The 13,709-nt window shown below is 68.8% G+C and carries 7 protein-coding genes; all 7 read left to right on the top strand.

What is annotated here, in order from left to right; all coding sequences use genetic code 11:
- The first annotated feature begins 133 nt into the window (after window positions 1-133).
- The 7 genes from ACZ4FH_RS21445 (at window position 134) to ACZ4FH_RS21415 (ending at window position 13,709) form a co-directional block, all read left to right on the top strand.
- Entirely contained in the window at window positions 134-1,060 is a 927-nt protein-coding gene (locus ACZ4FH_RS21445) for an SCO4651 family lipoprotein (protein WP_467306588.1), read from the top strand.
- 272 nt (window positions 1,061-1,332) lie between these two features.
- Window positions 1,333-1,863 carry a 50S ribosomal protein L10 gene (gene rplJ / locus ACZ4FH_RS21440; RefSeq protein WP_383640039.1) on the top strand — a complete coding sequence of 177 codons (531 nt, stop codon included), beginning with the start codon at window positions 1,333-1,335 and terminating at the stop codon, window positions 1,861-1,863.
- A 111-nt stretch (window positions 1,864-1,974) separates the two neighbouring features.
- Window positions 1,975-2,358, top strand: coding sequence for a 50S ribosomal protein L7/L12 (gene rplL, locus ACZ4FH_RS21435; RefSeq protein WP_383640036.1), 384 nt, complete (start codon window positions 1,975-1,977; stop codon window positions 2,356-2,358).
- A gap of 594 nt (window positions 2,359-2,952) precedes the next feature.
- Entirely contained in the window at window positions 2,953-6,438 is a 3,486-nt protein-coding gene (gene rpoB / locus ACZ4FH_RS21430; RefSeq protein WP_383640032.1) for a DNA-directed RNA polymerase subunit beta, read from the top strand.
- 128 nt (window positions 6,439-6,566) lie between these two features.
- A complete protein-coding gene (locus ACZ4FH_RS21425; protein WP_467306587.1) occupies window positions 6,567-10,466 on the top strand; it encodes a DNA-directed RNA polymerase subunit beta' in 3,900 nt (1,299 codons plus the stop codon).
- Between the two features lie 166 nt (window positions 10,467-10,632).
- Window positions 10,633-11,043 carry an FHA domain-containing protein gene (locus ACZ4FH_RS21420; protein WP_467306586.1) on the top strand — a complete coding sequence of 137 codons (411 nt, stop codon included), beginning with the start codon at window positions 10,633-10,635 and terminating at the stop codon, window positions 11,041-11,043.
- Complete coding sequence (locus ACZ4FH_RS21415; RefSeq protein WP_467306585.1) at window positions 11,043-13,709, top strand: protein kinase domain-containing protein; 2,667 nt, start codon at window positions 11,043-11,045, stop codon at window positions 13,707-13,709. The genes ACZ4FH_RS21420 and ACZ4FH_RS21415 overlap by 1 nt, the downstream gene beginning before the upstream one ends.

Raw genomic sequence — 13,709 nt, 5'->3', positions numbered from 1 at the left:
CACGTGTGACATGGGACGGGCCCCGCAACCTTTCGAGGTGCGGGGCCCGTCCTCGTACACAGACAACCCGGCTGTCGGAGTCGTGCGTTAGCGTGCGCATGACGAGAGAGCCGAACGAGGGGTGGAAGCGGACATGAGGACCAGTACCGTACGACGCGTGGGTCTGGCCGTGGCTGTGGCAGCGGCGCTGACGTCGGTCGGGGCCTGCGGCGGGGCGGACGAGGACGGCGGGAGCGGCAAGCCGGCCGCCAAGGAGAAGAGCGGCGGCACCTCGGTGCTGAAGGCCGACACGATCGCCGCGCTGCTCGACGTACAGAAGAAGACCGGCTCGGCCAGCTCCGCCAAGGTCGAGGGCACCACGGTCATGGGCAGCACGATGTCCATGAAGCAGACCGGGTCCCTGGACTGGAGCGACGGGATCACCGGCACCATGAGCATCACCTACACCGGTGGCACCATGGCCGACACCCTGAAGCAGGCGGGCGGCAGCGGCACCATGGAGGCCCGCTACTTCAAGGACGGCTACGCGGCCGACATGGGCCCGGTGCTCGCCCGGCAGACCGGCGGCAAGCGCTGGATCAGCTACTCCTACGACGATCTGGCCCAGGTCGGCGGCGCCTCCGGCGCGGCGATGAAGGAGCAGATGCAGAACACCACCCCCGAGCAGGGAGTGAAGTCGCTGCTGGCCTCCGGGGACGTGAAGGAGGTCGGCAAGGAGCAGGTCCGCGGGGTCGCCACCACGCACTACTCCGGCACGGTCGACGTCGCCGAGCTGACCGCCAAGACCTCGAAGCTCGACGCGGACCAGCTCGAAGCGCTGAAGAAGCAGCTCAACGACGCCGGGATCACCACCGAGAAGGTCGACATCTGGGTCGACGAGAACGATCTGCTGGTGAAGAAGACCGAGCGCGGCCGGATGAAGACCGGCGAGCTGAACTCGACGGTGTTCTACAGCGACTACGGCGTCAAGGTCACGGTCGAGCAGCCGCCGGCCTCCCAGACCATCGGCTTCGCGGACCTGGTCAAGCAGCAGCAGTCGGCCGCCGGCACCGGCGCCTGACCGGCCCGGACCGTACGGAACCGGACGGATTTGCCCCGCGCGACCCCGGTCGCGTACTCTTCTGCAGAAGCCAAAGACCGCTGGTCGTTGCCCGGATCCCGCAAGGGGGACGGCAACCGAAGGATCCGTTGAGACGGGCGACCTGCGCAGGTGACTGTGGAAAGCTCCCGACTCGTTTCGGTCGAGCTACGCCCTGGCGCCTGCGCCGGGGCGTTTCGTCTTTCCCGGCCCCTTGTGAGCGGTCCTCATCACCCGGAAGGAGGCCGACGCTCATGGCAAGGCCCGACAAGGCTGCAGCGGTAGCCGAGCTCGCGGACCAGTTCCGCAGCTCGAACGCCGCCGTGCTGACCGAGTACCGGGGTCTCACCGTGGCACAGCTCAAGCAGCTGCGCCGTTCGCTCGGTGAGAACGCCCAGTACGCCGTGGTGAAGAACACGCTGACCAAGATTGCGGCCAACGAGGCCGGGATCGACGCGCTGGACGACCTGTTCGCAGGTCCGACGGCGGTTGCCTTCGTCACCGGTGACCCGGTGGAGTCGGCGAAGGGTCTTCGTGACTTCGCCAAGGACAACCCCAACCTCATCATCAAGGGCGGTGTCCTTGACGGTAAGGCGCTGTCCGCCGATGAGATCAAGAAGCTCGCGGACCTCGAGTCCCGCGAGGTTCTGCTCGCCAAGCTGGCCGGCGCCATGAAGGGCAAGCAGACTCAGGCTGCACAGCTCTTCCAGGCTCTGCCGACGAAGTTCGTCCGCACCGCGGAAGCGCTTCGTGCCAAGAAGGCCGAGCAGGGCGGTGCCGAGTAATTCGGCTCGCGCACTGATCGCCGCCCCCTAGGGCGACGGTCACAGCGGGCCGAATGTACGCCCGCCTTCATATACACCCGGCACCTGCCGATTTAGTGGAAGGACGCCATCATGGCGAAGCTCAGCCAGGAAGACCTGCTCGCCCAGTTCGAGGAGCTCACGCTCATCGAGCTCGCCGAGTTCGTGAAGGCCTTCGAGGAGAAGTTCGACGTCACCGCCGCCGCGGCCGTCGCCGTCGCCGGCCCCGCGGGCCCGGGCGCCGTGGCCGAGGCCGTCGAGGAGAAGGACGAGTTCGACGTCATCCTCACCGGTGCCGGCGACAAGAAGATCCAGGTCATCAAGGTCGTGCGCGAGCTGACCTCCCTGGGTCTGAAGGAGGCCAAGGACCTCGTGGACGGCGCTCCGAAGCCGGTCCTCGAGAAGGTCGCCAAGGACGCCGCCGAGAAGGCCGCCGAGTCCCTCAAGGGCGCCGGCGCCTCCGTCGAGGTCAAGTGACCTCGCGAGTCGTCTGACTCGACTGCCGCGCCCTGAGGGCGTGGACGTCACATCGCGAAAGGCGATCACCCGTACGGGTGGTCGCCTTTCGGCGTACCCGCGGCGGGTGCCTTGCTCTTCCCGGCGCGACGAGTATGGTGATCATCGCCGTGCGCCTCTCCGGGGGCGCGGCCGGTGGCCGGGTGACGGCGGGACAGGGGTCCCGGGGGCCCGCACCGGCTGGGGGGCCTTGACGAACCGCAGCAGGCGCGCAATTCTCAAGGCGCGTCGTCACATCGATCCGAATCCGAGGCATGGATCGGCGGCGAAGAGGGCAGTAAAGAAGAGCGCAGCTCACGCAGGGCCAGACAAAGGTGTTGAGAACAGCTGTTGACAGCGACGCGGGTCTCTGAGAACCCCGACTGGACATCAGTGTGCCACTTGGCTACACTGACCCTTTGCGCTGCCTGTTAGCTGCCTCCTGCCCGTCACCAGGGGCATACCCATCTTGTGCACCGTGGATCGCAACATCTCTCACCAGGGATTTTCTGTCCACCTGTCCAGTTTGGGACCGGTACGCGCGTAGTGAGTCCGAGCCCTCGGAAGGACCCCCTCTTGGCCGCCTCGCGCAACGCCTCGACCGCGAATACGAACAACGGCGCCAGCACCGCCCCGCTGCGCATCTCTTTTGCAAAGATCAAGGAGCCCCTCGAGGTTCCGAACCTCCTCGCGCTGCAGACCGAGAGCTTTGACTGGCTCCTCGGCAATGCCGCCTGGAAGGCTCGCGTCGAGGCTGCTCTGGACAGTGGACAAGACGTCCCCAGGAAGTCGGGTCTGGAGGAGATCTTCGAGGAGATCTCCCCGATCGAGGACTTCTCCGGGTCGATGTCGCTCACGTTCCGCGACCACCGCTTCGAGCCCCCGAAGAACTCGATCGACGAGTGCAAGGAGCGCGACTTCACGTACGGCGCCCCGCTCTTCGTCACGGCCGAGTTCACCAACAACGAGACCGGCGAGATCAAGTCCCAGACGGTCTTCATGGGCGACTTCCCGCTCATGACCAACAAGGGCACCTTCGTCATCAACGGCACCGAGCGTGTCGTGGTGTCGCAGCTGGTCCGCTCGCCGGGTGTCTACTTCGACTCGTCGATCGACAAGACGTCCGACAAGGACATCTTCTCCGCCAAGATCATCCCCTCCCGGGGTGCCTGGCTGGAGATGGAGATCGACAAGCGCGACATGGTCGGTGTCCGCATCGACCGCAAGCGCAAGCAGTCGGTCACCGTCCTCCTGAAGGCGCTCGGCTGGAGCACCGAGCAGATCCTGGAGGAGTTCGGCGAGTACGAGTCCATGCGCGCCACCCTGGAGAAGGACCACACCCAGGGCCAGGACGACGCGCTGCTCGACATCTACCGCAAGCTCCGTCCGGGCGAGCCGCCCACCCGCGAGGCCGCTCAGACGCTGCTGGAGAACCTCTACTTCAACCCGAAGCGCTACGACCTCGCGAAGGTCGGCCGCTACAAGGTGAACAAGAAGCTCGGCGCGGACGAGCCGCTGGACGCCGGGGTGCTCACCACCGACGACGTCATCGCGACCATCAAGTACCTGGTCAAGCTGCACGCCGGTGAGACCGAGACGATCGGCGAGTCCGGCCGGGAGATCGTCGTCGAGACCGACGACATCGACCACTTCGGCAACCGTCGTCTGCGCAACGTCGGCGAGCTCATCCAGAACCAGGTCCGCACGGGTCTGGCGCGTATGGAGCGCGTCGTGCGCGAGCGCATGACCACCCAGGACGTCGAGGCGATCACGCCCCAGACCCTGATCAACATCCGGCCGGTCGTCGCCTCCATCAAGGAGTTCTTCGGCACCAGCCAGCTGTCGCAGTTCATGGACCAGAACAACCCGCTGTCGGGTCTGACCCACAAGCGCCGTCTGTCGGCGCTCGGCCCGGGTGGTCTCTCCCGTGAGCGCGCCGGCTTCGAGGTCCGTGACGTGCACCCGTCCCACTACGGACGCATGTGCCCGATCGAGACCCCCGAAGGCCCGAACATCGGTCTGATCGGTTCGCTCGCCTCGTACGGCCGCGTCAACGCGTTCGGCTTCATCGAGACGCCGTACCGCAAGGTCGTCGACGGCCAGGTCACCGACGAGGTCGACTACATCACCGCCGACGAGGAGGACCGCTTCGTCATCGCCCAGGCGAACGCGACCCTCTCCGACGAGCTGCGCTTCACGGAGCCGCGCGTCCTGGTCCGCCGCCGCGGGGGAGAGGTCGACTACGTCCCCCCGTCCGAGGTCGACTACATGGACGTCTCGCCGCGCCAGATGGTGTCCGTCGCCACCGCGATGATCCCCTTCCTGGAGCACGACGACGCCAACCGTGCCCTCATGGGCGCGAACATGATGCGCCAGGCGGTTCCGCTCATCAAGAGCGAGGCCCCGCTGGTCGGCACCGGTATGGAGTACCGCTGCGCCACCGACGCCGGTGACGTGCTGAAGGCCGAGAAGGACGGTGTGGTCCAGGAGGTCTCCGCGGACTACATCACCGTGACGAACGACGACGGCACGTACACCACGTACCGCATCGCCAAGTTCATGCGCTCCAACCAGGGCACCTCGGTCAACCAGAAGGTCGTCGTCTCCGAGGGCGACCGGGTCATCGAGGGCCAGGTCCTCGCCGACGGTCCGGCCACCGAGTTCGGTGAGATGGCGCTCGGCAAGAACCTGCTCGTGGCGTTCATGCCGTGGGAGGGCCACAACTACGAGGACGCGATCATCCTGTCGCAGCGCCTCGTGCAGGACGACGTCCTCTCCTCGATCCACATCGAGGAGCACGAGGTCGACGCCCGTGACACCAAGCTCGGCCCCGAGGAGATCACCCGGGACATCCCGAACGTCTCCGAGGAGGTCCTCGCCGACCTCGACGAGCGCGGCATCATCCGCATCGGTGCCGAGGTCGTCGCCGGCGACATCCTCGTCGGCAAGGTCACGCCCAAGGGCGAGACCGAGCTGACCCCCGAGGAGCGCCTGCTCCGCGCGATCTTCGGTGAGAAGGCGCGCGAGGTCCGCGACACCTCGCTGAAGGTGCCGCACGGTGAGATCGGCAAGGTCATCGGCGTCCGCGTCTTCGACCGCGAAGAGGGCGACGAGCTGCCGCCGGGCGTGAACCAGCTGGTCCGCGTCTACGTCGCGCAGAAGCGCAAGATCACCGACGGTGACAAGCTCGCCGGCCGTCACGGCAACAAGGGCGTCATCTCGAAGATCCTCCCGATCGAGGACATGCCCTTCCTCGAGGACGGCACCCCGGTCGACATCATCCTCAACCCGCTGGGTGTCCCGTCCCGAATGAACCCGGGACAGGTCCTGGAGATCCACCTCGGCTGGCTCGCCAGCCGCGGCTGGGACGTCTCCGGCCTCGGTGACGAGTGGGCCAAGCGCCTGCAGGCCATCGGCGCCGACCAGGTCGCCCCCGGCACCAACGTCGCCACCCCCGTCTTCGACGGTGCGCGCGAGGACGAGATCTCCGGTCTCTTCGAGGCCACGATCCCCAACCGCGACGGCGACCGCCTGGTGCAGCCCTCCGGCAAGGCCAAGCTGTTCGACGGCCGCTCCGGCGAGCCGTTCCCGGACCCGGTCTCGGTCGGCTACATGTACATCCTCAAGCTGCACCACCTGGTCGACGACAAGCTCCACGCCCGTTCGACCGGCCCGTACTCGATGATCACGCAGCAGCCGCTGGGTGGTAAGGCGCAGTTCGGTGGTCAGCGATTCGGTGAGATGGAGGTGTGGGCCCTTGAGGCATACGGCGCCGCATACGCCCTCCAGGAGCTCCTGACGATCAAGTCCGACGACGTCACCGGCCGAGTGAAGGTCTACGAGGCGATCGTCAAGGGCGAGAACATCCCCGAGCCGGGCATTCCCGAGTCCTTCAAGGTGCTCATCAAGGAAATGCAGTCGCTCTGCCTCAACGTGGAGGTGCTGTCCTCGGACGGCATGTCCATCGAGATGCGCGACACGGACGAGGACGTCTTCCGCGCGGCGGAGGAGCTCGGTATCGACCTGTCCCGGCGCGAGCCGAGCAGCGTCGAAGAGGTCTGACGGGTTGGCCGGCCGGATCCCCGTGATCCGGCCGGCTCTCCCCGGACCCGTTCAGACCATTGCTGAAGTGCCCCGATTTCTCGCATGAGCGAGGGGGCTCGAACCCCCGAAAGAGGGATTGACGACAAGTGCTCGACGTCAACTTCTTCGACGAGCTGCGGATCGGCCTTGCCACCGCGGACGACATCCGGACCTGGTCCCACGGCGAGGTCAAGAAGCCGGAGACCATCAACTACCGCACCCTCAAGCCCGAAAAGGACGGACTCTTCTGCGAGAAGATCTTCGGTCCGACCCGGGACTGGGAGTGCTACTGCGGCAAGTACAAGCGTGTCCGCTTCAAGGGCATCATCTGTGAGCGCTGTGGCGTCGAGGTCACGCGCGCCAAGGTGCGCCGCGAGCGCATGGGTCACATCGAGCTCGCCGCTCCCGTCACCCACATCTGGTACTTCAAGGGCGTCCCGTCGCGTCTGGGCTACCTGCTGGACCTCGCGCCGAAGGACCTCGAGAAGGTCATCTACTTCGCCGCGTACATGATCACGTTCGTCGACGAGGAGCGCCGCACCCGCGACCTCCCGTCGCTGGAGGCGCACGTCTCCGTCGAGCGCCAGCAGATCGAGAACCGCCGCGACTCCGACCTGGAGAACCGGGCCAAGAAGCTGGAGACCGACCTCGGCGAGCTGGAGGCCGAGGGCGCCAAGGCCGATGTGCGCCGCAAGGTGCGCGAGGGCGCCGAGCGCGAGATGAAGCAGCTGCGCGACCGCGCCCAGCGCGAGATCGACCGCCTCGACGAGGTGTGGAGCCGCTTCAAGAACCTCAAGGTCCAGGACCTGGAGGGCGACGAGCTGCTCTACCGCGAGCTGCGCGACCGCTTCGGCACGTACTTCGACGGCTGCATGGGCGCCGCCGCGCTGCAGAAGCGCCTGGAGTCCTTCGACCTCGACGAGGAGGCCGAGCGCCTCCGCGAGATCATCCGTACCGGCAAGGGCCAGAAGAAGACCCGTGCGCTCAAGCGCCTCAAGGTCGTCTCCGCGTTCCTGCAGACCAGCAACAAGCCCAAGGGCATGGTGCTCGACTGCGTGCCGGTCATCCCGCCGGACCTGCGTCCGATGGTGCAGCTGGACGGTGGCCGCTTCGCGACCTCCGACCTGAACGACCTGTACCGCCGCGTCATCAACCGCAACAACCGCCTGAAGCGGCTTCTCGACCTCGGCGCGCCCGAGATCATCGTGAACAACGAGAAGCGCATGCTCCAGGAGGCCGTGGACGCCCTCTTCGACAACGGTCGTCGCGGTCGCCCGGTCACCGGCCCCGGCAACCGTCCCCTGAAGTCCCTCAGCGACATGCTGAAGGGCAAGCAGGGCCGTTTCCGTCAGAACCTCCTCGGCAAGCGCGTGGACTACTCCGCGCGTTCCGTGATCGTCGTCGGTCCGCAGCTCAAGCTGCACCAGTGCGGTCTGCCGAAGGCGATGGCGCTGGAGCTCTTCAAGCCGTTCGTGATGAAGCGCCTGGTCGACCTGAACCACGCGCAGAACATCAAGTCGGCCAAGCGCATGGTCGAGCGCGGCCGCACCGTGGTGTACGACGTCCTCGAAGAGGTCATCGCCGAGCACCCGGTGCTGCTGAACCGTGCGCCCACGCTGCACCGCCTCGGCATCCAGGCCTTCGAGCCGCAGCTGGTCGAGGGCAAGGCCATCCAGATCCACCCGCTCGTCTGCACCGCGTTCAACGCGGACTTCGACGGTGACCAGATGGCCGTGCACCTGCCGCTCTCGGCGGAGGCGCAGGCCGAGGCCCGCATCCTGATGCTGTCCTCGAACAACATCCTGAAGCCGGCCGACGGCCGTCCCGTCACCATGCCGACGCAGGACATGGTGCTGGGTCTGTTCTTCCTCACCACGGACGGCGACCTCCGTGACACCAAGGGCGAGGGCCGCGCGTTCGGCTCCACGGCCGAGGCGATCATGGCGTTCGACGCCGGTGAGCTGGCGCTCCAGTCGCCGATCGACATCCGCTTCCCGGTGGGCACCATCCCGCCGCGCGGCTGGGTGCCGCCGGTCGCCGAGGAGGGCGAGCCCGAGTACCAGCCGGGTGACACCTTCCGGCTGCGCACCAGCCTGGGCCGCGCGCTCTTCAACGAGCTGCTGCCCGAGGACTACCCGTTCGTCGACTACTCCGTCGGCAAGAAGCAGCTCTCCGAGATCGTCAACGACCTCGCCGAGCGCTACCCCAAGGTCATCGTGGCGGCGACGCTCGACAACCTGAAGGCGGCCGGTTTCCACTGGGCGACGCGCTCCGGCGTCACCGTGGCCATCTCCGACGTCGTCGTGCCCGAGGCCAAGAAGGCCATCGTCAAGGGCTACGAGGAGCAGGACGAGAAGGTCCAGAAGCAGTACGAGCGCGGTCTGATCACCAAGGACGAGCGCACGCAGGAGCTCATCGCGATCTGGACCAAGGCGACCAACGAGGTCGCCGAGGCGATGAACGCGAACTTCCCCAAGACGAACCCCATCTTCATGATGGTTGACTCGGGTGCCCGAGGAAACATGATGCAGATGCGTCAGATCGCCGGTATGCGTGGTCTGGTGTCCAACGCCAAGAACGAGACGATCCCGCGTCCCATCAAGGCGTCCTTCCGCGAGGGCCTCACCGTTCTGGAGTACTTCATCTCCACGCACGGTGCCCGTAAGGGTCTGGCGGACACCGCCCTGCGTACCGCCGACTCGGGTTACCTGACCCGTCGTCTGGTGGACGTCTCGCAGGACGTGATCATCCGCGAGGAGGACTGCGGCACCGACCGCGGCCTCAAGCTGAAGATCGCGGTCAAGGGCGCCGACGGTGTCCTGCGCAAGACGGAGGACGTCGAGACCTCGGTCTACGCCCGCATGCTGGCCGAGGACGTCGTCGTCGACGGCAAGGTCATCGCGCCGGCCAACGTCGACCTCGGTGACGTCCTGATCGACGCCCTGGTGGGCGCCGGCGTCGAGGAGGTCAAGACCCGCTCGGTCCTGACCTGTGAGTCCGCGGTCGGCACCTGTGCCTTCTGCTACGGACGCTCGCTCGCCACCGGCAAGCTGGTCGACATCGGTGAGGCGGTCGGCATCATCGCCGCCCAGTCCATCGGTGAGCCCGGTACCCAGCTGACGATGCGTACCTTCCACACCGGTGGTGTGGCCGGTGACGACATCACCCAGGGTCTGCCCCGTGTCGTCGAGCTCTTCGAGGCCCGTACGCCCAAGGGTGTCGCCCCGATCTCCGAGTCCGCGGGCCGGGTCCGCATCGAGGAGACCGAGAAGACCAAGAAGATCGTCGTCACCCCGGACGACGGCAGCGACGAGATCCCCTTCCCGATCTCCAAGCGCGCCCGTCTCCTGGTCGGCGAGGGCGACCACGTCGAGGTGGGCCAGAAGCTCACCGTGGGTGCCACCAACCCGCACGACGTGCTCCGGATCCTCGGTCAGCGCGCGGTCCAGGTCCACCTGGTCGGCGAGGTCCAGAAGGTCTACAACTCGCAGGGCGTGTCGATCCACGACAAGCACATCGAGATCATCATCCGGCAGATGCTCCGCCGCGTGACGATCATCGAGTCCGGCGACGCGGAGCTGCTGCCGGGCGAGCTCGTCGAGCGCTCGAAGTTCGAGACCGAGAACCGTCGTGTGGTCACCGAGGGCGGTCACCCCGCCTCCGGCCGTCCGCAGCTGATGGGTATCACCAAGGCCTCGCTGGCGACGGAGTCGTGGCTGTCCGCGGCCTCCTTCCAGGAGACGACCAGGGTCCTGACGGACGCGGCGATCAACGCCAAGTCCGACTCCCTGATCGGCCTCAAGGAGAACGTCATCATCGGTAAGCTCATCCCGGCCGGTACGGGCCTGTCCCGCTACCGCAACATCCGGGTCGAGCCGACCGAGGAGGCCAAGGCCGCCATGTACTCGGCCGTCGGCTACGAGGACATCGACTACTCGCCGTTCGGCACGGGCTCCGGCCAGGCCGTTCCGCTGGAGGACTACGACTACGGTCCGTACAACCAGTAGGCAGTGAGCGAGAAGGGCGCCCATCCCGTCGTGACGGGGTGGGCGCCCTTTCGTGTGCCCGGTAGGGTGGTCGCGCGCGAGGGCGGGGACGGGGCCTACGGGGGTGTGGATGCGGCAGGGGCGCGTCTGTGGATGCGGGACACCGGTCCAGGACGACGGGCAGCTCGTGTGCCGAGGCTGTCTCACCCCGCTGCGCTGGTCGGCCGTCGCGGCCCGGGTGCCCACGGCACGGCACGGGGCGCGGCCCTTACGCAGGACCGTCCGTCCGGCCCTCCGTCTGGAACTGTGCCGCAGCAGCGTCGAGGTGCGCGCCGGCACCTCCGTGGGAATCGGACGCGACCCCGAGTTCTGCCCGTTCTCCGGTCTGCTGGAGACCCATCTCGCCGTCTCCAACCGCCACGCCACCTTCGGCGTCGACGCGAACGGCGCCGGCTGGGTGCGCGACGAGAACTCCCGTTACGGAACCTGGCTCGGCCCCCGCAGACTGGACGCGGGCGAGCGGACCGCCGTCACCGCCGGTGCCACCCTGCTGCTCGCCGAGGAGATCACCGTCCGGGTCCGGGAAGGGGCGCGCTGATGACCGGCGTCCTCCCGCCGCCCCTGGACTCCCGCTACACGTACGTCGCCCTGCTCGGCCACGGCGGCGAGGCCCTCGTCCACCATGTGCGCGACGCCCGGGGCGCCGATCTCGTCGTCAAGGTCTACGCCCGCGACCCCGCCGCCCGCCGCGGCGTCTGGAACCGGCTGGAGCGCTTGCGCCACCCCGCGCTGATGCCGCTCCTGGAGTGGGGGGCCACCGCGGACGGGCGCGCGTACGAGACGATGCCGCTGCTCACGGGCGGTTCGCTCGCCGACCGGGGGAGGCTCGGCTTCTCGGCCGTCGTCGGGCTGGTGGACCGGCTGGTCGGCGGGATCAACCAGCTGCACGAGGCGGAGATCGTCCACCGCGATCTCAAGCCGGAGAACCTGCTGTTCCGGGAGGCCTCCGGCGACGAGGCCGTCATCGCGGACTTCGGGATCAGCGGGGCCCTGGACGGGGTCACGGCCACCCGGATGATGACCCCCGGCTATGCGCCGCCCGAGGCGTACGACGGGGTGGTCCTGCCCGCCTGGGACTGGTGGTCCCTCGGGATGACGGTACGTCAGATGGCCACGGGGGCACGGCCGTTCGCGGGGCTCCCGGTCGAGGCGGTGGTGCGGAGGGTCCGCGAGGAGGACGTCGACCTGGTCCAGCTGCCCCAGCGGCTGCGCACCCTGTGCGGGGGGCTCCTGGAACGCGATCCGGCGCGGCGCTGGGGAAGCGGCCGGGTCCTGGAATGGCTGGAAGAGACGGCCGCACCGGCTCCCCGGGCCACGACGGTACGGGCGCCGCGCCCGGCCCCCACCCGGCGGGCGCCGCGCCCGGACCCCTCACCCCCGAAGGCCGCGCCTCCGCCGCCCGAGCCGGCGGGCGGACTGCGGGTCGCGGGGGAGGCGTACACCACCGCGACGGAACTGGCCGGAGCCGCACGCCGGGAGCCGGAGCGGATCGCCCAGTCGCTGTTCGCCGGCAGCCGGTGGAACGGCACCGACGGCCCGGGGCAGCAGACGCGGCGGTGGATCCTCGCCCACGGAGGCGACCAGGACCTGCTCGACCGGCTGGCCCGGGGCACACCCCTGGCCCGCCTCAATGTCCTGCTGAGCCGCCTCGATCCGAAGGGCGGTCCCGTGACGCCGCTCGGCACGCTCCGCATGGCCGCGCTCGTCCAGACGGCCGTCAACGCGACACGGGACGGGAGCGGTCCGGACACGGACCGGCTGGCGCTGGTGTACAGCCGGCGTCTGCTCCCGGCGTTCGCTCTCTTCCCCGGCTTCGAGAGTCTGGCGGGCGCCGACGAGAAGTGGCGGACGCTGACGGCCTTGTGGGACGCGGAGGCGGCCCGTCTTCCCGCCATGCCCGCCCACCTGCGCACCGCCGGACCCGCCGCACAGGCGGCGCTCCTCCTGGCCGCCCTGCCCTCGCGGCTGACGGGCACCGGACACGCCGCACTCGCCCGGTTCCCGGCCGGTCCCGCGGACGGCGGCCCCGACTGGTACGCGGCGATGGTCGGTGCCCTGGGCGGGCCCGGCTCGCTGGGCGGGTACGCGGTGCAGTCGGTGTGCGGCGGGGCGGTGGCCGGGCGGCCGAAGCGGGCGAAGGCCGCGCCGGACGCCGGACCCGCGCGGAAGAGGCCCGGCCCCGCCGTCCCGCCGGACAAGGGCGGGCCCGCCAAGCAGGCGGCACCCTTCGCCTTCGACGGTCTGGTGTTCCTGACGAAGAACGAACTCGGCCTCCATCTGCGCCGGAGCGAGGACGCGGGGCCGCGCCTCGTCGACGGCGACCTCGGCCCGCTGCGGGCATGGGCGCGCCGGCAGCCCGATCCGGACGGGCGGTGGCCCGAGGTGGAGAAGCACCTGCGCGGCACCCTGTCCGCCAAGGTCCGGTACTTCTACCTCGTCATGTGGCTCTGCCCCGACGCCGCCCCCGCCTTCGGCGGGAGAACCGCCCTGACGCCCGACTGGGTACGGATGTTCCTCGACGTCCTGAAGGGGACGGCCGCACCGGAGACGGTCGCCAACGTGGTCTGGCTGGGAAGCACCGACGAGGTCCTTGACGCGTACGCGAGCGGCGGGCCGATGCGGAGCAGCCTCGGCGGCGCCCAGGAACGCTACGACACGATGCTGACCGCCTGGCGCGCGAGCACGGGACGGCGCTACGAGGACCTGCCGATCTCCGCCCGTACGCAGTCCCCGCAGCTGACGGCCGCGCTGCTGCTCGCCTCGCTGCGCGACACCGGGGCGAAGCAGGCGCTCGCGCGGCTGATGGCGGAGCGGGACATCCCCGAGGTGCTCGGCAACCTCGGCTGGTTCTTCGGACTGGTGAAGGACCTCGGAGGGCGCAATACGCCGGGCGGCCGGGCGGTGTGGGTGGCCAACGCCCCCGAGGCGATCGCCGTGGTCGAGAAGCAGCTGCGCCGCCGGGCGGCGAAGGCCGCGTCCACGGGGAAGCGGACGTCCGCGCCGGCGACACCGCGGCCCGAGTCCCGGGCCCGGCAGACCCCGGCGAAGAAGCAGCCGGCCAAGAAGGCGTCCGCGGGGAAGCAGCCGCCCGCCGGCAGGCCGGTCCCCCCGAAGCCGAGTCTGCCCCCGCAGGTGCCTCCGGCCGGCCGGGCCCGGCTGGTGTGGGAGATCCTGTCCCAGCTGGGACGCCGCCTCGGGGAGTGA

Source organism: Streptomyces sp. NPDC024555 (assembly GCF_055559335.1).
The sequence above is the reverse complement of the archived record's forward strand: the minus strand, read 5'-3'. Positions and strand labels throughout refer to the sequence as shown.